At 62.2% G+C, this 21973-nt stretch carries 16 protein-coding genes and 2 pseudogenes; 10 read left to right on the forward strand and 8 right to left on the reverse strand.

Annotation, left to right across the window (positions count from 1 at the left end; genetic code table 11):
* Nucleotides 1-124: 124 nt before the first annotated feature.
* From WAW17_RS08355 to WAW17_RS08385, 7 genes and pseudogenes are all read right to left on the reverse strand, one after another.
* Complete coding sequence (locus WAW17_RS08355; RefSeq protein WP_422332516.1) at nt 125-778, reverse strand: hypothetical protein; 654 nt, start codon at nt 776-778, stop codon at nt 125-127.
* Nucleotides 775-1494, reverse strand: a complete 720-nt coding sequence (locus tag WAW17_RS08360) for a hypothetical protein (RefSeq protein WP_422332517.1) — start codon at nt 1492-1494, stop codon at nt 775-777. Before WAW17_RS08360 ends, WAW17_RS08355 begins: the two co-directional genes overlap by 4 nt.
* 127 nt (nt 1495-1621) lie before the next feature.
* Entirely contained in the window at nt 1622-2986 is a 1365-nt protein-coding gene (locus tag WAW17_RS08365) for a cytochrome P450 (RefSeq protein ID WP_422332518.1), read from the reverse strand.
* 65 nt (nt 2987-3051) lie between these two features.
* Nucleotides 3052-3231, reverse strand: a pseudogene (locus tag WAW17_RS08370) (ferredoxin); the annotation flags it as partial.
* 81 nt (nt 3232-3312) lie between these two features.
* The gene (locus WAW17_RS08375) at nt 3313-4173 is read right to left on the reverse strand and encodes a mycofactocin-coupled SDR family oxidoreductase (RefSeq protein ID WP_422332519.1); all 861 of its coding nucleotides are present in this window, start codon (nt 4171-4173) and stop codon (nt 3313-3315) included.
* A 445-nt stretch (nt 4174-4618) separates the two neighbouring features.
* Nucleotides 4619-5455 carry a mycofactocin-coupled SDR family oxidoreductase gene (locus WAW17_RS08380; protein ID WP_422332520.1) on the reverse strand — a complete coding sequence of 279 codons (837 nt, stop codon included), beginning with the start codon at nt 5453-5455 and terminating at the stop codon, nt 4619-4621.
* 118 nt (nt 5456-5573) lie between these two features.
* Nucleotides 5574-6779, reverse strand: coding sequence for a cytochrome P450 (locus tag WAW17_RS08385; protein ID WP_422332521.1), 1206 nt, complete (start codon nt 6777-6779; stop codon nt 5574-5576).
* 1500 nt (nt 6780-8279) lie between these two features.
* On the opposite strand from WAW17_RS08385, the gene WAW17_RS08390 reads away from it, so the two are divergent.
* The 9 genes from WAW17_RS08390 (at nt 8280) to WAW17_RS08430 (ending at nt 18083) form a co-directional block, all read left to right on the forward strand.
* Nucleotides 8280-9044 carry an MlaE family ABC transporter permease gene (locus WAW17_RS08390; protein ID WP_422332522.1) on the forward strand — a complete coding sequence of 255 codons (765 nt, stop codon included), beginning with the start codon at nt 8280-8282 and terminating at the stop codon, nt 9042-9044.
* Between the two features lie 17 nt (nt 9045-9061).
* Nucleotides 9062-9907, forward strand: a complete 846-nt coding sequence (locus tag WAW17_RS08395) for an MlaE family ABC transporter permease (RefSeq protein ID WP_422332523.1) — start codon at nt 9062-9064, stop codon at nt 9905-9907.
* An 8-nt stretch (nt 9908-9915) separates the two neighbouring features.
* Nucleotides 9916-11070 carry an MCE family protein gene (locus WAW17_RS08400; RefSeq protein WP_422332524.1) on the forward strand — a complete coding sequence of 385 codons (1155 nt, stop codon included), beginning with the start codon at nt 9916-9918 and terminating at the stop codon, nt 11068-11070.
* The gene (locus WAW17_RS08405; protein ID WP_422332525.1) at nt 11067-12098 is read left to right on the forward strand and encodes an MCE family protein; all 1032 of its coding nucleotides are present in this window, start codon (nt 11067-11069) and stop codon (nt 12096-12098) included. Before WAW17_RS08400 ends, WAW17_RS08405 begins: the two co-directional genes overlap by 4 nt.
* Nucleotides 12095-13144 carry an MCE family protein gene (locus tag WAW17_RS08410; protein ID WP_422332526.1) on the forward strand — a complete coding sequence of 350 codons (1050 nt, stop codon included), beginning with the start codon at nt 12095-12097 and terminating at the stop codon, nt 13142-13144. The genes WAW17_RS08405 and WAW17_RS08410 overlap by 4 nt, the downstream gene beginning before the upstream one ends.
* Nucleotides 13141-14385: an MCE family protein gene (locus WAW17_RS08415; RefSeq protein ID WP_422332527.1), complete on the forward strand. Its 1245-nt coding sequence runs from the start codon at nt 13141-13143 to the stop codon at nt 14383-14385. Before WAW17_RS08410 ends, WAW17_RS08415 begins: the two co-directional genes overlap by 4 nt.
* Complete coding sequence (locus tag WAW17_RS08420) at nt 14382-15602, forward strand: MCE family protein (RefSeq protein ID WP_422332528.1); 1221 nt, start codon at nt 14382-14384, stop codon at nt 15600-15602. Before WAW17_RS08415 ends, WAW17_RS08420 begins: the two co-directional genes overlap by 4 nt.
* Nucleotides 15599-17026 (forward strand): MCE family protein, encoded by a 1428-nt coding sequence (locus tag WAW17_RS08425; RefSeq protein ID WP_422332529.1) that lies wholly within the window; start codon nt 15599-15601, stop codon nt 17024-17026. Before WAW17_RS08420 ends, WAW17_RS08425 begins: the two co-directional genes overlap by 4 nt.
* A 178-nt stretch (nt 17027-17204) precedes the next feature.
* On the forward strand, nt 17205-18083 hold the full coding sequence (locus tag WAW17_RS08430) for an LLM class flavin-dependent oxidoreductase (RefSeq protein ID WP_422332530.1): 879 nt from the start codon (nt 17205-17207) through the stop codon (nt 18081-18083).
* Nucleotides 18084-18197: 114 nt separating this feature from the next.
* Here WAW17_RS08430 and WAW17_RS08435 read toward each other — a convergent pair whose 3' ends face one another.
* A complete protein-coding gene (locus WAW17_RS08435) occupies nt 18198-18857 on the reverse strand; it encodes a hypothetical protein (protein WP_422332531.1) in 660 nt (219 codons plus the stop codon).
* Between the two features lie 185 nt (nt 18858-19042).
* Here WAW17_RS08435 and WAW17_RS08440 point away from each other — a divergent pair.
* Nucleotides 19043-21945: pseudogene (locus tag WAW17_RS08440) on the forward strand (arylsulfatase).
* The last annotated feature ends 28 nt before the right edge of the window (nt 21946-21973 follow it).

Raw genomic sequence — 21973 nt, forward strand, 5'->3', positions numbered from 1 at the left:
GGCGGTAAGACTGCCGTCCAGATCGAGGTGCATGATCGGGGACTCCAGGGCTGAAGGGTTCGAGGTGGAGAGAGTCACCCACGCCATTCTCGCTCAGCTGCTCTCCGTCGGCCTTGGATGTCGGTCAGACGGGATCGAAGCTGGATATCAGCCAGCGTCCGTCGACGTTCTGCATCCCGAGGCGGATGCTGCTGGTGGTCATCGTGGGGTCGGGGGTGTCCCTGCTGGTGGTGGTCTGGTTGATGAACACCAGCACCGTCGCCGAGGAAGGGTCGATGCGAGTGATCGCGGTCCCCATCACCGTCGCTTCGGTTTCGACGGCTTTGTCCTTCGCTGCGGGAGCCACCACCTGCTCGGTGAATCCCGAATAGTAGTTCAGGAAGTCGCCCGTCAACCGCGACTCGGCGTTCGCGAAATCGGCGTCGAGCGTGTCGGGGCGGTATGTGAGCACGGCGGCGGCGCCGTCGGTCGCAGCGCTGAGAACCTCCGACTGCACGGTGCCGTTCACCCTCTGATCGGCGCGGTAGTTGACGAAGTACAGCACCGACGCCAAAATCGCTGACCCGGTCAGCAGGACCGCAGTGAGCGCTGACACGATGACGGCCCGGCGGCCGAACCGCGCCGACCGGGTCTTCGGCTGGTCCTGGGTGGTCGCTGTGACTTCGACTGTTCCCGTCGTATCTGTTCCCGTCGTGTCCCAGGGCCTGTGGTCGGTCGAAGCAGACACGTCGTGCTGAGCCGGAGTGGATTTCTTCTCGAGCTTGTCGGTTGCGGTCACGGTACGAACTCCACCTTCGACATCTTGAGTTGGTCGCCGTCCGGGCTGACGGTGACACGCAGTCGCCAAGATCGCGGCTCTTCTTGCGCGCCGGCGGTATTGGTGACCTCGGAGGTTGCCGCGACCAGTACGACGGCCGAATCGCCGTCGGTGGACTCGACTCCGGCGTCGGATACGGTTCCTTCCGTCACCACCTTCGAGGCTTGCACGGTGGAGATGAAGGATTCGGATCGTCCCTGGAAGTCGTCGCGGAAACCGCCGGTGGACCCGTCGATGACGCGCTGCACGTCGGCTTCGGCGTTGTTGAAATCCAGGGTCGTCATGTTCATCACTCCCTGTCGAGCGGCCTGCACGAACGCGGCGTTCTCCGCCTGCCGCGTGGTCACGTCATGATGGTGCTTGACGAAGTGGCCACTCACGCCGAGAAGAGCGAAGCCGGCCAGCCACGCCAGGACGACAGCGGCGATTGCCCTGGTGGACCGCTGCCGACCGGCAACTTTCGCCGGTTCTTTCTGCACTACTTCTTCCGCTCGAGCTGCGGCCAGGCGAGCTGCGCTTGCGCGATCACGGGCCTCGGCTACCTCGGCTTCGCTTTCTGCCGCCTCGGCCGCGAGTCGTGCGGCGGTGGCTCGCTCACGTGCCGACTCCGCTGCGGTCTTGCTGCGTGTTGTCGCCGGTGGGTCGGACCGCTCGGCGCGTGTGTTCGTCCACAGCACGTGGGATGTTCCTCCTCGTAGCAGTCTCGGATCGTGGCATGAGAACTCGAGCCCGCGCTCGGTGGTGCCATGTTCGACGGCAGGAGGGAAAGTCACGGACTGCCGACTTGTCGACGAGCAATGCTCGTCAGCTGATATCTGCTACCTCCGGGCGTTCGGTGAAGGGCCGTGCAAGCTCCTGCTCATCACAGATCCGTTGGAGCTTGTCGAGGGTCTCGTCGAGACCGGCGCCTCGCCGAGGGCCGGGGGTGAAGGTTGCCGGGAGGTTGCGCATGCCCTGGATAACACCGATGGTGTCGTAATGCACGGCGCTGTCAGGGTCACAGTGGTAGTTGGGCATTCGGTCCAACACCGCGGTGAGCATCGACTTGAAAACGGTGCGCGCGACGTTGGAGCCGATACAGCGATGGACGCCCAGGCCGAAGCTGAGATGCCGATTCGATTTGCGGTCCAAGATGATCTGGTTGGGTTCGGGGAACACCGAACCATCCCGGTTGGCCATCGCCCACGACAGCCACAGCCGCTCACCTTCTTTGAGCTGTGTGCCGTCGATCTCCAGGTCTGCGGAGATTGTGCGTCCGTCACCGGGCGCTGGTGTGAAGTATCGCAAGAACTCCTCGGTGGCGGGGTTCAGCAGCGTCTCACGCTCGAGGCTGAGCATCTCGCGTTGTTCGGGATTGTCCGATAGCCACTGGAGCGAGTGCGCCGTGAGTGCGGTGGTGGTATCGAATCCACCACCGATGAGCAATCCCAGCATTCCTACCTGTTCCAGGATGGGCGCGGGCTCACCGCCGACCTGAAGGTTGGTGAGCGCATTCACCAAACCGGGGCGCGGGTTCTCCTTGATGTCGTTGAGGCTTGTGACCAGATCCAACCCCATCGTCCGATGCATTTCGGCGACCCGGATCATGTCGGGGGAATCCTCCGGCGTGTACACCGAAGCGTGCACCGGCTCGCTGTAGATCGACCACTTCTTCAACGGAATTCCGAGCATCGCCAGTGTGAGAACGGCCGGTGCGATGTTGGCGAGATCGTCGACGAAGTCGATCTGTCCGGTCTCGATCTTCTCATCGATGCACGCGCGAACGACGTCGTCGATGAAGGGAACCCACCGCTGGACCGCGGCGGGGGACAGGTACGGGTTGAGCACGGCACGGTATTCGCGGTGCTCAGGGTCGTCCATTTCCAGCATTCCACCGCGCACGACGCCGACGCGCTGGGCGCTCGGGATCGAAATGCCCTTGTACCCGCGGCGCTCGTTATTCAGGTCGTGATCGTTCGACACGTGTGGGCTTCGAGCCAGCTCGAAGACCTCGCGACTGCCGCTGGCGACCCAATGGCCGTCATAAGCGTCCGTCCAGGCTATAGGACACTTTGCGTGCAACTCCTCGGTGATCGCCTCGAAATTATGACGATATTCCGGAGTGTGCCGATCGAAGTGATAGCGGTTCCTCTTGCGGTCGCTGTCCGACTCGACGTTATCGACGCTCATCGCACTGTCCTTGTGGATTGCTCCTGGTTGACAGCGACGCGGGGAGAATTGTCCGGCAGTAACGAGATCGCCTGTTCCGGGCACGAGTGCGCCGCCTCGCTCACGTTCTCCTCTTGGTCGATAGGGACCCTTCCGGAAACGGCAGTCGCATGACCATCGAGGTCATCGAGTTCGAACGCACGGGGAGCTGCCATCGCGCACAGCGTGTGCCCTTGGCATCGCTCCGGGTCAACCCAAACCTTCACAAACGTTCCCTCCGCCGGACCGGCTGACCGGTCGATCATCGCAATCTAAGCAAAATGTGAACGCGCAACGAGATATTCGGATCAGACGTGGTAGTCGTACCACTTGAGGTAGCCACCGGCGTCGACACGCATCTGCATGCCGGTGATGTACCGGGCCTCTTCGGAGGCCAGGAAAACGATGATGTTGCTGATGTCCTCGGGTTCGATGTAGGGCACCTGCATTGCTTGCATGACTCCGAAGACTGGTTCGGCGTCCGCGCGGGTCGGGTGCTCGAGATCCGGCCGGAAAGAACGGTACATCGGTTCGCTCTGCAACATTGGAGTATTGCAGTTGGTCGGGTGCACTACATTCGCGCGAATGCCCCGCGGTGCCAGATGGGTGGCGAGGTCGTGCACGTACTGGGACAGCGCGCGTTTGGAAGTCACATACGCCGCACCGCCGAGGTCCTTGCCCGGGTTGTCCACCTTGTTGGTATCGATCAGAGCGGCTGTGGAACCGGTGGCGATGATTGCGGCGCCGTCGGAAAGGTGCGGTAACGCTACCTGAATCGCATTGATTGTCCCGACGAGGTTGGTATTGATGACATCGGTCCAGGCCTGTATCTGCGGCTCGCCCTTCATGCCGGCGATGCCGGCCTGTGCGACGACGATGTCGAGCCTGCCCAACTCGGAGATACCGCGTTCGAGCGCCGATGCAAGCTGAGCTGCGTCTCGTACGTCGGCCTGCGCCGTCACGATTCGCTGTCCCGATTTCTCCACCAGCCGTGCGGTTTCCTCGAGATCTTCCGGCCGTGAGAGTGAGTACCCGATCGACGTGATATCGCTGCACAGGTCGATGGCGATGATGTCCGCGCCTTCGTCGGCCAAACGGACTGCGTGACTGCGGCCTTGGCCCCGCGCGGCGCCCGTGACGAATGCGACTTTGCCGTCAACGCGTCCCACAGTGGTCCCCTTCGTCTGTTTCGTCGGATTCCTCCAGCGTGCGCTGACCCACCGACCGGAATATGTTGCTATTCAGAAAGATTGGTGTGCAGTGCCGATCGCGCGGGAGATGATTGGTGGCTCAGAGGGCAGAACCCCTCGCGCCGGTCCGGGCGCCGCTCACCGGATCGTTGCTTCAGGATTTGTGAGGTCGCCGGTCCCGATTTGTAAGAACTTCCTTCCCGATTTCGAGAACTGTACTTCCCTGTGCTGGATGCCCGCAAGGTTTCGGTCGATCCTCTTCGGTGAACGCGCGCTTGCGATCGCGCACTGTCGGGGTGCGTCCCCCGAATGGTGCGATGGCCGAAGTGGTATCTCAATGTTGTTGCGGTGCAGAGTGCTGGGCTGCTCGCGGTGCCCAGGGCCGTACAGCGCGAGCCGGTTCCCGGAATTCGGCCTGGTGAACCTACTTGAGGCAGGCGCCGGCATCGATGGGCAGCTGTACACCGGTGATGAAGCGAGCCTCGTCGGACGCGAGGAACAACACTGCGTTGCTGACGTCCGTGGCGTCGACCCATGGCGTCGGAAGAACGTGACTCTGCTGGGAGAACGGCGCGAAATCGTCGGCCGTCGGGTGCTCGAGATCCGGACGGAACATCTTGAATGTGGCGTCGTTCATCACCATGGGGGTGCTTACTTGCGTCGGGTGGACCGAGTTGACGCGGATGTTCTGCCAGCCGAGTTCTACGGCGAGGGAGCGCATGATCCCGATGACGCCGTGCTTGGCGGTGACATAGTGGCCCATCATGGGGTACGCCTTCATTCCGCCGACAGAGCTGGTCAGAATGATCGACCCACCGCGGCCACCGGCCACGAGGTGCGGGATCGCGACTTTTGCGGTCAGCCACACAGCGGTCATGTTGATGTCGATCATTTCTTTCCAGACCGACTCCTCCATGTCCTCCATCATTCCGCCGCTGGAACCGATGCCGGCGTTTGCGACCACGATGTCGAGTCGGCCCAGCTGCTCGACTCCACTGTCGACCAGCTCCCTCATGGCTGTCAGGTCACGGACATCGACCTGCGACGACACGATACGTCGTCCCAAACCCTTAACCAGATCGACAGTTTCGGCGAGATCGTCCGGGGTCGCCAACGGGTACGGCACGTTGTCGAATTGCTCGCAGCTGTCGATCGCGATGATGTCGGCACCCTCTTCGGCCAACCGCACCGCATGACTACGGCCCTGGCCACGAGCTGCGCCCGTGACGAATGCGACTTTACCTTCAACTCGACCAGCCATTATTTCCTCTTCCTTGACGTGTGTTGTGGGAGTCAACGGAGAAGCACCGTTGATGTGTTTCTGTCTGGAGAAAGCGGAGAGATCTTGCCGTCGAGCACCATCGCCGGCATCGCAGAGCTCAGGACGTGGATGCCGGGAGTTTGTCCCAACCTCGAACGGTGGATGTCGCGGAGAGGCTCGCGTTCGGCAGGTCTACTTCCCACTCGGGGAACCGCTTCAAGATCTCTTCGAGCGCTACCCGCCCCTCGAGACGAGCGAGCGCGGAGCCCAGGCAGTAATGGGTTCCGACGCTGAAAGCGAGGTGTTGACGTGCTGCCGCCCGGTGGATGTCGAAGACGTCGCCGTCCGGCGGATACCGGCGATCATCCCGGTTGGCTGATCCGATCAGCATCATCATCGTGCTGCCCGCCGGCACTGTCCGGCCGTAGTATTCGACATCGCGGGTCATATATCTTGCGACGTGTGGAGCAGGCGACTCGAAACGGAGAAGCTCTTCGATGGCGTTGGGGATGAGCGCGGTGTTCTCGACCAACTCACGCCGCTGATCCGGATGCTCGGCCAGTACCTTGCCGGCCCAACCGATAAGCCGCGTGGTGGTCTCGTTCCCGGCCCCGGCCACGATGTTTACATAGGTCAGCAGTTCGTCGCGGGTCAGTCGGCGCGTCCTCCCCGTCTCGTCCTCGAACTCGACGTTGAGAAGTTCGGTCATGATGTCGTCGGAGGGGTTCTCTGCCCGCCAGTCGATGTAGGCGGCGAAGATCTGACCGGTGACCATGCCGTCCTCAGCGGCTTTCATGGGTTTGCCCGCTTCGGTTCGCATCTGCTCATTCGCAAAGTCTCGAATGGCCTCCTGGTCTTCCTCGGGGATGCCCAACAGCATGCCGATTGTCCGCATCGGCATCTGTGCACCGAGATCGGCGACGAAGTCGAACCGCCCGGTGCCGATCAGTGGGTCCAGGCTTTGAGCGCAGAACTCACGGATCTTGGGCTCGAGCTCGCTGATCTTCTTCGGTGTGAACATCCGAGCCAACAATTTGCGGTGTATGTCGTGGAGTGGCGGATCCTCGAACACGAGTACCCCGGAGGGAATCTCGATGTTCGCTTTGATGAGCTCCAGGATCGCCCCTCGACCCGAGATGAAGGTCTGGTGATCGACCAGGGCTCGGTTGACATCGTCGAAGCGACTCACGGCATAAAAATCGTGCCGCTCGTTGTAATAGATCGGGGCTTCCTCACGCAGCCGTCGAAAGACCGGGTAAGGGTTGTTGTTGATGTCCACGTCGTACGGATCGAAATAGAGGTCGCTGGTAGCGCTGATCGTCATGGAACACTCGCTCTCTCGCCAGGAGCCACATTGTTTGAGGCGGGATGTGAGTGCGAAGAGCGTAGAAAGCCCGCCGGATCTGAGAATCGCATCCGAGTGAACACCGTCACAGCCACCACGTCAAGCACTTTCGACTAGGATCGCGCGAATCCGGGTGTCCGAAGAACGGTGCTGATTCGCCACATCGTTTCTCGCACCATAGTTCTCGATCGAGGCCGAGTCTGCGGCTCCGAATCTGCGACGGCGAACCGCTTCTCATTCACGCTCGGCATCGAACTCCGCACGCCATACGAATACCGGGCGAGACGCTGACCGACCGACTGTCGGCGAGAGTGCCCGGTGACCGCCGTCGGCGATTGCCCCGCCCCAGCAGACGTAGGCCGGAACGGACATGGGACCGATGAGATCGCCTGATCAGACGAAGATTTCGTAGACACCGATTCCGCCGTTCACCTCCATGTCAACTCGAAACTGCACTGATCGCGGAGCAGTGGATCGTGCGGTTTCCGACTGACAGTGTGATCGTGAGGCGCCGATCATCGGCCGGCTCACGCAGTCTGCACCGGAATTGCAGCCGTGCTCCCGTGCCGACGGTCACAGAGAGCGGGCCGACAATCGACAACACCATCCGATCGGACGAGCACGGCATCAGCGTAAACTAAATTTGCGAAAAAGAAGAGTGCACCTCTCAGTGCCGTCGCAAGGGGGCGTGCCAACCCGGATTGTGGTTTTTAGTTGAGGGAACGAAGAACTCGGCGATGCAACACTGGGGTTCAACGCGGTTCGCCAGGTTCGGGTCGCAGGCATGATGGCGCGAAGGGGCCTCAATCTCCCGTCGGGGACGTGAGGGTTCGGGTATTGTGATTTCGACATTGTCCCGAGGAGAGAATGGCATTATCAGTACCCGATGGAGAGGAATGAATCTCGAGCGCCGTAATCGGTCGCGAGCCGACGCAAGTGTTGGGGCGGGCCCGAGCGGCAGTGAACCATGCGTGCCGGATATTCGACATCACGGAACCCGTCGGTGCGCGATTTCGGTGCGGTGCAGACCGGATCGCCGAGTCGACGGAAGTTCGTTCACCTGAAGGGGTTCCGTGCAATGCGCTTCGCGCGTACGGTAAGCGCGGAATTGATTCGCCTGTATGAGAGCGGCATTTATCGAGAACGTGTCACGGGTTCTCACTCGAAAGGATCCGATGGATCGGAACGAACCGGCCGGTAGGACTTCGTGTGACCGTCACTGTGGCCGAAAGTTCGTCGATACGGAACCAAATGGGCGAAAAAGTCTATGGTACAAGCGAGTTCGGCCGAGCATCGCCGACGCGGCGGTACATGAATCTGATTGTGTCATTTCTCAGCATCGTTCGAATCGATTGTGGAGGACAAGGCCATGGGAATAGTCGTCGGGGAAGGGGCGTCCGCCTCGGTGTGCGAGGCGGTATGTGACAGTGCCTTGGCGCCATTTGAACGGGGTAGGGGCCGGTGCGGAGCACTGCCGGCATGAGCGGTCGACTCAACGCGCCGTTGAACGGTGTGGGTGGACTCTTCGCGATGTCCGCCGAAGCTGTTCGATGCTTGTTCAGGCGCCCGTTTCAGACCGCTGAGTTCATCGAACAGTCCTGGTTCGTCGCGCGGGTATCGCTCGCTCCCACCCTCGCGGTGGCGATTCCACTCACGGTTCTTGTCAGCTTCACCTTGAATATTTTGCTTCGCGAAATCGGTGCTGCCGACCTCAGTGGCGCGGGTGCTGCGTTGGGCGCGGTTACTCAGGTCGGCCCCGTCGTGACGGTTCTCATCGTTGCCGGCGCAGGTGCAACGGCCATGTGCGCCGATCTCGGCTCGCGCACCATTCGGGAGGAGATCGACGCGATGGAAGTGCTCGGAATCAATCCGGTGCAACGACTCGTCACGCCGCGAATGCTGGCCTCCGGACTGGTTGCGTTGCTGCTCAACAGCCTTGTCTGCACGGTCGGAATCGTCGGGGGGTTCCTCTTCTCTGTCTTCCTCCAAGATGTCAATCCGGGCGCTTTCGTCTCCGGAATCACGTTGCTGACACATCTGACGGAAGTGGTCCTGTCCTGCGTCAAGGCACTGCTCTTCGGTCTGATCGCGGGGCTGGTCGCGTGCTATCGGGGTTTGTCGGTCAAAGGCGGAGCCAAGAGTGTCGGAAACGCGGTGAACGAAACGGTGGTCTACGCATTCATGTCGTTGTTCGTCGTGAATGTGGTCGTCACTGCCATCGGTATCAGGTTGACCGTGAGTTGAACGGGGGGCAAACCAAAATGGCTGTCAGAGCTACACATCCGCTGGTTTTCCGGCGACTGAGTGTGCCGATCGATGTTCTCGGATCGATCGGTGATCACGCAATCTTCTATTGCATCGTATTACGGGGCGCGCCTCGTGCGGCAATGCGCTACAAGCGGGAGACGGTGCGTCTGATTGCCGAAATCAGCATGGGATCAGGTGCGCTGGCGGTGATCGGAGGCACCGTCGTCATCGTAGGATTCCTCACCCTCGCAGCCGGTGGCACCCTTGCGGTGCAGGGCTTCAGTTCGCTTGGAAACCTTGGAATCGAGGCTCTGACAGGGTTTTTTGCGGCTTTCATCAATGTTCGCATCTCCGCTCCCGTAATTTCCGGCATCGGGTTGGCAGCCACTATCGGCGCCGGATCGACCGCGCAACTCGGCGCGATGCGCGTCAATGAAGAGATAGACGCCCTCGAAGCCATGGCCATTCCGTCTGTCGCGTACCTGGTGAGCACCCGCGTCGTCGCGGGAGTTCTTGCAATCGTTCCGCTGTACTCGTTGGCTGTCATCGCGTCCTTCCTGGCCAGCAGATATACCACCGTCCTCTTGTTCGGGCAGTCGGGCGGACTGTACGACCACTACTTCTCGACGTTCCTCAATCCGATCGACATTCTGTACTCGTTTCTGCAGGCGATCCTGATGGCGATCGCAATCATGCTCGTTCATACGTACTACGGCTACCACGCTGCCGGCGGACCGGCCGGGGTAGGCGTGGCCGTCGGCAGCGCAGTTCGTGCGTCGCTGATCACCGTGGTGTCCGTGACGTTGCTCGTGTCCCTCGCCGTGTACGGCGGCGACGGAAATTTCAACCTGTCGGGTTAGGGGAGATGATGATTCACAGTATTCGTCCGCTCGCCGGATTGATTTTCGTGTCGGTGGTGGTCCTGGTCATCGGTCTCGTTCTGGTCATGTTCTCGGGGGGTTTCACCCGGTCGGCCGCGCTGACGGTGGTGTCCTCCCGTGCGGGTCTGGTGATGAACCCGGACGCCAAGGTGAAGTTTCGTGGTGTTCTGGTCGGTAGGGTCGCCTCGATCGACGAGCACGGGGGCACGACGGTTCTGACGCTCGATATGGATCCGGACAAGCTTCCGCTGATCCCGTCTAACACGCTTGTCGATATTCGGTCCACGACCGTCTTCGGCGCGAAATTCGTCGATTTGATCCCGCCCGCCGACCCGTCACCCGAACACATCACTGCCGGCACCGTGCTCGACTCGGGCAATGTCACGGCCGAGTTCAACACCTTGTTCCAGCAATTGACCGATGTTCTCGGAAAGATTTCGCCCGAGAGGCTGAACGAGACACTCGGAGCCATCCGGACCGCGCTGGACGGGCGGGGCAACGACGTGGGTCAGACGCTCGTGGACCTCGACACCGTGGTCTCGAAGCTCAACGAGGTGACTCCCGAACTCCAGCATGATCTGACCGCGGCGGCTTCCGTTACCGACACCTATGCGCGGTCGGTTCCCGATCTGCTGAACGTTGCGAATAACGCGACCGCGATCGGGCAGACGGTAGTCGACGAGCGAGCGAACCTCGACGGGCTGCTGACGGGAGTGATCGGACTGTCGGATATCGGTGATCGCGTGCTCGGAAACAACGGGCCGGCGCTCGAGGGCACGCTGCACGAGCTGATCCCGACGGTCGAACTCACCGATGAGTACAACGCGACTCTGACGTGTCTGCTCACCGGCTTGGCAGCGTTCAGGGATACCGCTGTGGAGAACGGTTCCAGCGTCCAGTTCTCGGTGAGCTTCACATGGGGTTCAAAGCCGTACGAGTACCCGGAGAACCTGCCGAAGGTGGCGGCCACGGGCGGTGATCAGTGCGGGCTTCTGCCGGCGGTTCCGCGCGGCCATATGGCAAAGTACGTTGTCGCCGACGTCGGAGCCAATCCGTTCGACCATCCGAACACGGCACCGATTGTCAGTACAGAATCGCTGGCGGAAATTCTCTTCGGCAGAAACGGGGTGAGTTTCCCGTGACGAAGACGACGCGAGCCGCGGCGTTGAAGTTCGGCGTCTTCGCCATGGTGATGCTGTTGGTGACCTTCGGTTTGGTCGTTGTGTTCGGCCAGTTCCGGGCGGGTGCAACCGCCAATTACACTGCGGTGTTCACCAATGTGTCCGGGTTACGCAAGGGGGACACCGTCCGCATCGCCGGAATTCGTGTCGGTACCGTCAACGACGTCACGCTCGGCGACGACCACCTTGCGTACGTGACGTTCGACGCGGACCGGACCTCGACGCTGACCCAAGGCTCACGGGCCACCGTGCGATACCTCAACCTGGTGGGCGACCGTTTTCTCGAGTTGCTCGACGGCCCCGGCAATCCCGAACCGCTCGCGGCGGGCTCCGAGATTCCGGTCGATCGGACAGCGCCCGCATTGGACCTGGACCTGCTCATCGGTGGCTTCAAACCGCTCATTCGGGCCCTGGATCCGGCCGAATCCAACAAGCTGACCGCGTCGTTGGTTCAGGTGCTGCAGGGACAGGGCGGAACACTGGTCTCGCTGTTGTCGAATACGAGCTCGTTCACGTCCGCACTCGCGGACAAAGATCAGCTGATCGGGCAGGTCATCGAGAACTTGAAGACCGTGCTGGGAACGATCAGCGCCAAGGGCGACCAATTCTCGGCGGCGATCGACAGACTGGAGCACTTGGTGTCTGGTCTTGCACAACAGAGTGATCCGATCGGTGACGCCATCACCTCCATCGACACGGGAACCGCGACAGTTGCCGATCTTCTGACCGAGACACGTGGACCGCTCCATGCGACCCTCGACAACCTGGCCGCCGTCGCGCCGACCCTGGACAGCGAAAAGGGTCCGATCGAGGCTGTATTGCAGAGGGCTCCGGGCAACTACCGGAAGCTGGCGCGGCTCGGCATCTACGGCAGCTTCTTCCAGTTCTACCTGTGTGGGGTGGCGGTGAAGGTGGACGGTGTCGACGGGGGTCCTCCGATCACGCTGCCATGGATCGCGCAGACCGAAGGGCGGTGTGCGGACGAATGATTCGTTTTCGTGATACGGACCTCTCGCGTGTCGGCATCATCGGCATCATCGTGATCATCGCGGTTATTCTGACCGGCTTGCAGTTCGGCAAGGTATGGCCGGTGAACTCGGGACTCACCTATCGTGCCGTCTTCGACGAAGTGGGTGGACTCGAGATCGGTGACAACGTCGCCATATCAGGTGTAATTGTTGGCACAGTGACCGCAATGGAGCTCGACAACGGTACTGTTGCAACGGAGTTCACGGTAGACGCGAACGTGCTCCTCGGTACCGAGTCGATCGTGAAGATCAAGACGAGTTCCGCCCTCGGCAAGCGGCAACTCGAGGTGGAATCGGTCGGCGAGACGTGGTTGCGTGCGGGCGAGATCATTCCGGTCGAGCGCACCATTTCGCCGTACTCGCTCACGGACGCCCTAGGTGACCTGACGACCGGAGTCGAAGGAACCGATACCGAGACGCTGAACAGTTCGCTCGACACTTTGTCGTCCACGCTGGATCAGGCAACCCCGGAACTGGGTCCGACATTCGACGGTTTGACCCGGTTGTCATCGACGCTGAACACGCGCGATCAGGGCCTGCGTGATTTGCTCGACACCGCCGGTGAGGTGACAGGAGTACTCGCCAAGCGAAGTGCGCAGGTGAATTCGCTGATTCTCAACGCCAACGATCTGCTTGGTGTGCTGAACCAGCGTCGCCAGGCGATCGTGGAGTTGCTCGCGAACACGGCGGAAGTAGCAACGCAACTGGACGGGGTGGTAGCGGACAATGAGGCTCAGCTCAAACCGGCTTTGGACCAACTCAATTCGTTCACAGACATGCTGATCCAGAACCGGGACAATATTTCCGCCCTTCTACCCGGCCTCGCGACCTACATGACAGCCCTCGGCGAGGCAGTGTCGACCGGGCCGTGGTACAACGCATATGTCGCGAATCTTATTCCTGCCCAGATGATTCAACCATTCATCAACTCGGCGTTCGATCTGCCACCTCAGCCGCTTCCGCTTCCCGGAGGCGGCGGTATCACGGTGCCAGGGGGTACCCCATGACGCGAACGAAGGTGACCAAGGCTGCGGTCGTGACGATCATCGCGCTGATGATGATCGTCGGGGGATATGCCGGATATCGGGTTGTGTTCGGGCCCCATACGATCACGGCGTACTTCACGTCCGCGACTGCGCTCTACGAAGGTGACGACGTCCGCGTCGCGGGGATGCAGGTGGGAACCATCTCGTCCATCGAGCCGCAGGGCGACCGAATCCGACTGGTGCTGAGAGTCGACCGCGATGTGAAAGTGCCGGCGGATGCCAAAGCGGTCATCGTGGCTCAGAGCCTGATCGCAGCTCGTTTCGTGCAACTGACACCGTCGTATCATGACGGTGGACCGACCATGGCGGACGGCGCCGAGATTCCGCTCGAGCGTACTGCGATCCCGATCGAATGGGACGACATCAAAGATCAGCTCCAGCGACTTGCGGACGCCGTGGGCCCGACCGCCGAATCGAAAACCGGAACGCTCGGAAACTTCATCGACAGCGCCGCCGACGCAGTCGACGGCAACGGGCGCAAGCTCAAAGACATGCTGACCCAGTTGTCCGGTTCGGCAAAGATTCTGTCGGACGAGAGTACCGACTTGTTCGACACGATCAAGAACCTGCAGATCTTCGTCGATGCACTGTCGGGAAGTGGTGAGCAGATCGTGCAATTCGAAGACCGGCTCGCATCCGTGTCCAGCCTGATCGACGCCAACAGGAACAACCTCGATGCGGCCCTGACCAACCTGTCTTCGGCGGTGGTGAACGTGCAACGGTTCGTGGCGGAGAATCGGCAGGGCGCACCCGAGCAGTTGGACAAGCTGCGTCAAGTGACGCAGATACTGGTCGATAACAGGGATTCGCTGGCACAGCTTCTGCACGTTGCTCCGAACGGTCTGGCGAACTACAACAACATCTACAATCCGGCGACCGGCACTGCGGCGGGCGCGTTCGCACTCAACAGTTTCGCAAATCCGATCCAAGCAATCTGCTCGGCCGTCGGGGCGATCCAGAACGCAACGGCGGAGGAGGGGGCGAACCTCTGCCGAGAGTACCTGGGGCCTGTCCTGAGCACCCTGTCTCTCAATTCGCTTCCGGTGCCGGTCAATCCGATTCTGGAGCCGACCGTGCCCCAGGACCGGTTGATCTACACCGAGCCGGATCTGATTCCGGACTCCGCGTCAGCGCAGCCGCCGGGTGCGCCGCCGACGACGTCGATCGAGGATTTACTAGCCCCCATCGGAGGTGGGCGATGACTTCTCCGTCACGCGCCGGCCGCGTCCGGCTCGCAGTCGCCGGACTGTTGACGCCCGTTCTGCTGACCGGCTGCAACTGGCAGGGCCTGAACTCGCTCGCTCTGCCCGGCGCGGAAGGTCGCGGCAGTGGATCGATAGTAATCCACATCCAGATGGAGAATGTCGGCACACTGACCGAGAACTCGCCTGTCTTGATGGACGATGTCGTGGTCGGCAGTGTGACGACTCTGGCGGTGAACGGGTGGAGCGCCGACGTCGATGTCTCGGTGCGAGGTGATGTGGTCGTACCCGCGAACGCGATCGCGAGCGTCGGCCAGACCAGTTTGCTCGGATCGAGCCACCTACAGTTGCGGGCACCCACGGGGACGGCGCGCGAAGGCGAGTTGAAGGACGGGGACACCGTACCGCTGAGCAGGTCCGGAACCTACCCGTCCACGGAGCAGACGCTGTCGTCGCTGTCGGTGGTACTCAACGGTGGTGGGCTCGGTCAGCTCAACGACATCATGCACGAGCTGAACCTCGGTCTCGACGGTCGGCAGGATTCGATCAGAAGCCTGCTCGGGCGGCTGGATACCCTCGTTGGAACTCTCGATGCGCAGCGCGGTGACATCATCACCACGATCGACGGATTGAATCGTCTCGCAGCGGAAGTATCGGCACAGGACGCCGTTGTCGCCGACGCACTCGACAAGCTTCCGCCCGCGCTGCAGGTGCTGGTGGATCAACAAAGGCACCTGGTGGACGCGGCCACCCGCCTCGGCACGTTCAGTGATACCGCCACGCACGTGATCGACGCGACGAAGTCCGATCTACTGACGGTGCTGAACAATCTGGCGCCGACATTGCGGGCCGTCGCGGACGCGGGCCCGGTGCTCGGCAAGGCGTTGGCCGGGGCCGCGCTGTACCCGTTCTCGCAATACGTTGTCGACCACCAGGTCCGGGGCGACTACATGAACTTGTTTGCGACTCTCGACCTCCGGGTCGGGCGGTTCCGCAACGAACTGCTCGCGGGGACGCCGCTCGGTCGGTCGGTGGTTGCGCTGCCGAGCATCGTCGGCAGCACTCCCGCCACGGCGCCGCATTCGACGAATCCCCTTGCCCAGCCTGTGACTCCGGCGACGGTGGTTCCGCCGCCGGATCCGCTGGAGATTCCCGGGCTTCCACCGATTCATCTTCCGCCGGTGCCTGGGCTGACGCTGCCCGGAGGTGGACGGTGATTCTTTCCAGGTTCGTCAAAGTTCAGCTGGCGATCTTCACCGTGCTGACGGTCATCGGTGTGAGCGTCGTCAGCCTCGGGTACATCCAGTTTCAGACATTCCTGGGTATCGGCAAGGACAACATCACCCTTCGGTTGCCGGCGGTGGGTGGCCTCTACAAGTTCTCGAATGTCACGTACCGCGGTGTCACAGTCGGGAAGGTCACCGCGCTGGATCTGACGTCCGATGGCGTGGACGTGACGCTGTCGCTCGATGATTCCGCGAAGATCCCGGCCGACCTCGAGGCTTACGTGCGTAGCGTGTCCGCCGTCGGCGAGCAGTACGTCGATCTGAGGCCCAGGACCGACAATGGCCCGTATCTCGAAGATGGGTCCGTGATCGACTCCGAGGTGACGTTGCCGCGTGAGGTGGGGCCACTGCTCGATCAGGTCTCCAACTTGGTCAGCAGTATCCCGCAGGACAAGACGAAGATTCTCGTTGGTGAGGCGTTTACCGCGTTCAACGGGTCGGGCGACGACTTCGGAGCACTATTGGATGCGACCGAGACGCTGGTCTCAGGTGCCAACGAGGCCTCGGATCAGATGAAGCAGCTTGTGCAGCAGGCCGGGCCGCTGCTGGACACCCAGATCGAGTCCGCCGACAAGATCGCGGAGTGGGCGTCCAGCCTTGCCGGGATCACCGGTCAGATTCGGCAGAACGACCCGCACGTCCGCACGGTGCTCCAGCAAGGTCCCGGTTTGACGGATCAGATCAATGGTCTCCTCAGGGAAGTGGAGCCCACAGTACCGGTGCTGCTTGCGAATCTCACGACGGTGGAGCAGGTTCTGGTGACGTACAACCCCTCACTCGAGCAGATTCTGGTGCTGTTGCCGGGTCTGATCGAGGCCGTCATCGCATACGGCCCGGGATACAGCGAGGGCGGGCTGACGCCGGCCAGCTTCCGGATGCAGTCAGACGCGGAGCCGTCATGTACCGTCGGATTCCTTCCGGTGGGAGAGCGACGCGATCCACAGGACGTCAGTGAGATCGACACGCCGGACGGCCTGTACTGCAAGCTCCCGCAGGACTCGCCGATCTCGGTGCGTGGAGCCCGCAACTACCCCTGCATGGGTGTACCGGGAAAGCGTGCACCGACTGTCGAGATGTGCCGCGGCGATGAGGACTTTCGGCCGGTGGCGACGGGCCAGCCGCCGATCGGTACGAATCCGCCCGATCCGAGTCTGTCCGAACAGGGCGTCGTCCCCGACCCCTACCCCTCGCCGAACCAGTTCCCTCCAGGTGACTTCCAGGCACCGCAGATTCCGGTAGCGAGGTACGACCCGAACACGGGTCGATACGTCGGTCCGGACGGTCAGACGTACACGCAGGGCAATGTGGTTCCGGGTGATGCTCCGGCATCGTTCGAGTCACTCATGCCGAGGTGACGCGGATGCCCTGCTTTCCTGATTTGTCGACTCGTTCCTTCTGTGGGCTTCTATACTCCCCACGTTCACGCAACGGAGACGATGGAACTGCCGGCTCTGGCCCGTGCAGTCATCACCGCGCGCCACAAGGATGCCTACGGCCGAGTTCCGCGCCTCATGACAGGACGGGGCCCGACCGGTGACGGAATGGTTCTTGTTTCTTCCCCAGGTCCGCCTGGGTATCGAGGACATGGTTGAGCGGTCGGTTGCTGCAGAACGGTCGGGGTTCACGGGCGTTGCGTTCATCGATCATTTGGTTGCTCCGATGGCGGAGGAGCAGACCATTTGGGAGGCGATGACCCTCGCGACGTGGGTGGCCGCCAAGACCGAGACTCTGCGTATAGGGCATCTCGTTCTGTGTGACTCGATGCGCCATCCCGCGGTGCTTGCAAAGCAGGCCGTGACGCTCGATCACGCGAGTGGGGGCCGGTTCGAACTCGGCCTCGGATGGGGATCGTTTCCCGCAGAGTTGAACGGCTTCGACATCACCGATGCCCCGCCGTCCGAACGAGTCGATCGGATGGGCGAGAGCCTCGACGTGATCCGTCGACTCTGGGACGAGCCCCGCGCGCACGAGGGCGCCGACGCGCCGATGTCCCGGTATCCGATGTCCCAGTATCCGAAACCACAGGCCGGGATACCGTTGGTGATCGGGGGCGCCGGTCCGCGGACACTCGCGCTGGCAAGAGAATACGCCGACTGGTGGAATCTTCCCGCACCGAATCTCGACCGGTTGCCGGACCTGGCCGGTCGGGTCGGATCGGCTCGAATCTCGGTGCAACAGATGGTCGCTCCTGTGTACGGTGACTCATCCCTCGAGCAGGTCGAAAGAGTGTGTGGCCGGAGGTTCGGACATCTGGGATCGGGACTCGTGTGCGGCGACGCCGACGCCCTGCGCGAGCGGTTTCGGATGTTGTCGGAGCAGGGGGTCGAGCGGTTCTATGTGTGGTTTGCGGATTTCGCGCCGTCGGAATCGATCGAGTGGTTCGGCGAACATGTGGTGCGTGCAGGACTCTAGCTCGTGGGGAAGTACGACGCGGAAGTAGGCGCCTGCCCGCCCACACATTTCTCTGGTTCACATGCAGGCGGTTCGCAGGAAACGGACACAATTGCGTCGTTTCCGACGAATGTTTCATCGGTCTGGCACATGTGCCCATGACGGGTGCCGATGTGTCAGGAGAATGTGCACGCTGATGAGGAACACCCAGACCGGGAAGGTGAGTACCACCCACAGGCTGAAGCCGATCGCCAGCAGCAGGGTCAGGGCGATCAGATAGGTGAGGATCACGAGCCATCGAGGCATCAGCTGTGTGCGTAGCCAGATGGTTCCCAGTGAAATCATGAACACTCCGCCCATGCGCAGCCCGAAGGCGGTGTTGATGTGCACCATCGCCTCACGGCCGAAGTAGATGACGTTCGATGAAGCATCCGGTCTTCCGGATTCGTCGAGGATGGCGCCGGCAATCGCCATCGATATGAACGTCATCGCCATGAACAACAGCCCGCTGCCCAGAAACACCGTGGTGAAGAACCGGTCCTCGAGGTGTCCGAACCCGTCCCGTACGACCGCGATGAACCACAAGAAGGCGATGCCTGCAAAGGGCGCCAGCACCAGTGCCGTCCTGATCCTCGTCCGTCCGTGCACCCAGGGTGACGCAACGTCGGCGGGGAGCGCGGTGATCATCAGGACTACGCAGGAAGTGAACAGTACCGCGAAAATTATCCCTGCTACCGCCGCGGACTTCGGCGTTCTCAATCCGTTGAGCTGCGCCCGGTCACTCGTCTCGGTCATCTATCGGTAGTTCCCCCGTGGACCACGTCGAAACCCGTCAGGGCCGGAGCGGCAACAGGCTCTGCTCCGGATGTTGGGACTGCTTGCTTCTTGTCAGGGGACCCGCGCTCGGACCAGCATGGAAGAGAACCCTCCACCACTGCGCGCCGGTAGCGGACGGCGCACCGAATCGAATGGAGAACCCCATGAGTCATGACCGCACTCTGGTCCTCGTCGCCGGTTACCAAGATCTGGATGGTGCCCGCCGCGACTTCGATGCCCTGACCATGGAGGTGAAGGAGAAACGGGTCGGCATCGAGGGTGCGGTGCTGGTCGCCAAGGATGCGGATGGCACCACCACCCTGATCGACACCGGCGACCGACTGGGCCGCAAGGGTGCCGGCTGGGGTGCGGGGGTCGGTGTGGCCGTGGGTTTGTTCGCGCCGCCGTTGCTCGCGGCAGCGGCCGTCGGCGCCGTCGGCGGTGGGTTGGTGGGCAAGTTCGCAGACCACCGACTGAAGAGTGGCCTCGAGGAGAAGATCGGGCAGGCCCTCGCTGCCGGCTCTGCTGTGGCGATCGTGGTTCTGCCGGAAGGGGGCAAACTGGCGGTGGAACGAGCGCTCGCCGGGTCGCCGATGATGTCGGTGGTGGAGATGGAAGGCGGGCGACTGCACGACCTCGAAGCCTCACTGGCGGAGGCCATGGGAAAGTTCGAGCCAGATCGTACCCGGCTGCCGATTCCGGACCGGAACTTCGGTGGCACGATCGGCCGTACGCTGAACGACTCCGCCCCCGACTGGACCATCGTCCCCGGGCCGAAGGCGCCGGACGGGGCCCCGAATGTACTGATCGTGCTGATCGACGACGCCGGGTTCGGCGGCCCCGACGCATTCGGTGGTGACATTCGCACTCCCAATCTGGCCCGCGTGCAGCAGATGGGCTTGACGTACAACCGCTTTCACGTGACGGCGGTGTGCTCACCTACCCGGGCCGCGCTCCTCACCGGCCGCAACCACCACCGGGTGGGCTTCGGTTCGATCGCAGAATCTCCCGGCCCCTTTCCCGGCTACACTTCTGTGAAACCGAGGTCTTGCGCGGCCCTTCCTCGGATCCTGCGTGATATGGTTATGTCACTGGCGGATTCGGCAAGTGGCACCTCAGCCCCGATAACGTGGCGGGGGCTGCGGGCCCGTTCGACCACTGGCCGTCGGCATGGGGCTTCGACCACTACTGGGGCTTTCTCAGCGGAGCGGCGGGACAGTACGATCCGGTCATCACTCAGGACAACTCGACGCTCGGTGTTCCCGAGGGCAAGAACGGCAACCTGTACTACTTCCCCGACGATCTCACGGACAAGGCGGTGACGTGGCTGCATGAGGTTCGAGCGCAGGACCCGCGGAAACCGTGGTTCATGTACTACTCCACGGGGTGCTCACATGCACCGCACCACGTTGCGAAGGAGTGGGCAGACAAGTACAAGGGGCGGTTCGACGACGGCTGGGATGCGTACCGCGAGAGGACACTCGCGCGCCAGAAAGAACTCGGCATCGTGCCCGAGGACACCGAACTGACCGAGCGTCCGGACCTCTTTCCGGCCTGGGACTCGATGTCCGACGACCAGAGAAAGCTCTGCGCCCGGCAGATGGAGGTATTCGCGGGCTATTCGGAGAACGCCGACTGGAACGTCGGACGGCTTCTCGACTCGATCACCGAAATGGGCGACCTCGACAATACGTTGATCTTCTACATCTGGGGCGACAACGGCGCCAGCATGGAAGGCACGGTCACGGGCTCGTTCAACGAGACGACCTTCCTCAACGGGTTGGTGCTCGACGCCGAGCAACAGCTGAAACTGATTGAGGAGTACGGCGGAATCGACGCGCTCGGCGGCGACCACACCGCCCCGCACTTCGCATCTGCCTGGGCGCATGCAAACAACACACCGTTCCAGTGGGGCAAGCAGATGGCCAGCCACCTCGGTGGCTCCCGCGACCCGATGGTGGTGGCGTGGCCTGACCGGATCAAACCGGACAAGGCGATGCGGACACAGTTCACCCACTGCATCGACATCTGCCCGACCGTCCTGGAGGTTGTCGGGGTGCCCGCGCCGACCGCCGTCGACGGCATCGAGCAGGAGCCGATGGACGGTACGTCTCTGGCGTACACGTTCGACGACGCGTCCGCCGACGAGCGGCACGTGGTGCAGTACTTCGAGATGTACGGCAGCCGTGCCATCTACAAGGACGGTTGGTGGGCCTGTGCCCGATTGGACAAGGCGCCGTGGGATTTCTCGCCGGAGACCATCCAGCGGTTCGCACCCGGTGTCTGGGACCCGGACGCCGACGTCTGGGAGCTGTACTACCTGCCCGACGATTTCTCGCAGGCACACAACGTTGCGGCAGGCAACCCGGAGAAGGTCGCGGAACTGAAGGAACTGTGGTGGAGTGAGGCCGAGCGCAACCGAGCGCTCCCGCTGCTCGGGGGCCTGTCCATGTTTTTCGGTCTGCTTCCACCGATGCCGACGGTCACCCGGTTCAGGTTCCACGGCGATGTCCAGAACGTCCAGCGGGGCATGGTTCCCCGTGTCATGGGGCGCTCCTATGCCATCGAGGCGAGGCTCGAGGTGCCGGAGGGTGGTGCGGAAGGTGTCGTCGTCGCCAACGGCGACTTCATCGGCGGATTCGCACTGTGGGTCGACGGCGAGGGCAGGCTGAACCACACCTATTCGTACCTCGGGGTGGAGACCTACAAGCAGGTGTCCGACAAGAAGATCCCGACCGGTGACGTCAGTGTGAAGATGCTGTTCGAAACCGATGAACCGACCCCGGGTTCCGGTGGGCACGTCACGCTGTGGGCCAACGACGAAAAGATCGGCGAGGGCGACATGCCGCGGACGGTGCCCGTCTCGTTCTCGACCTACGCCGGGATGGACGTGGGCCGGGACAACGGTCTCGTGGTCGACCGCGACTACGAGAACAAGGCGCCGTACGTGTTCACCGGAACGGTGAAAGACGTTGTGTTCGACCTGAAACCGGAGAACCTGGAGGCCGAGATGGCCCTGCACCGGCACGCGGCCGTCCAGTCGGTCGGTGAGGGCGCGGCCGGCTGAGCGACGCGAGTACCAGGGGAGGTGCCCG

The sequence above is a fragment of the Rhodococcus sp. (in: high G+C Gram-positive bacteria) genome (assembly GCF_049286785.1).
Taxonomy (GTDB): domain Bacteria; phylum Actinomycetota; class Actinomycetes; order Mycobacteriales; family Mycobacteriaceae; genus Rhodococcus_F.

Excerpts from the sequence above, each read along its gene's own strand:
- WAW17_RS08415 (WP_422332527.1), top strand. The coding sequence starts at position 13,141 with ATGACGCGAACGAAGGTGACCAAGGCTGCGGTCGTGACGATCATCGCG.
- WAW17_RS08365 (WP_422332518.1), bottom strand. The coding sequence starts at position 2,986 with ATGAGCGTCGATAACGTCGAGTCGGACAGCGACCGCAAGAGGAACCGC.
- WAW17_RS08385 (WP_422332521.1), bottom strand. The coding sequence starts at position 6,779 with ATGACGATCAGCGCTACCAGCGACCTCTATTTCGATCCGTACGACGTG.
- WAW17_RS08435 (WP_422332531.1), bottom strand. The coding sequence starts at position 18,857 with ATGACCGAGACGAGTGACCGGGCGCAGCTCAACGGATTGAGAACGCCG.
- WAW17_RS08410 (WP_422332526.1), top strand. The coding sequence starts at position 12,095 with ATGATTCGTTTTCGTGATACGGACCTCTCGCGTGTCGGCATCATCGGC.
- WAW17_RS08395 (WP_422332523.1), top strand. The coding sequence starts at position 9,062 with ATGGCTGTCAGAGCTACACATCCGCTGGTTTTCCGGCGACTGAGTGTG.
- WAW17_RS08390 (WP_422332522.1), top strand. The coding sequence starts at position 8,280 with ATGAGCGGTCGACTCAACGCGCCGTTGAACGGTGTGGGTGGACTCTTC.
- WAW17_RS08380 (WP_422332520.1), bottom strand. The coding sequence starts at position 5,455 with ATGGCTGGTCGAGTTGAAGGTAAAGTCGCATTCGTCACGGGCGCAGCT.
- WAW17_RS08400 (WP_422332524.1), top strand. The coding sequence starts at position 9,916 with ATGATTCACAGTATTCGTCCGCTCGCCGGATTGATTTTCGTGTCGGTG.
- WAW17_RS08420 (WP_422332528.1), top strand. The coding sequence starts at position 14,382 with ATGACTTCTCCGTCACGCGCCGGCCGCGTCCGGCTCGCAGTCGCCGGA.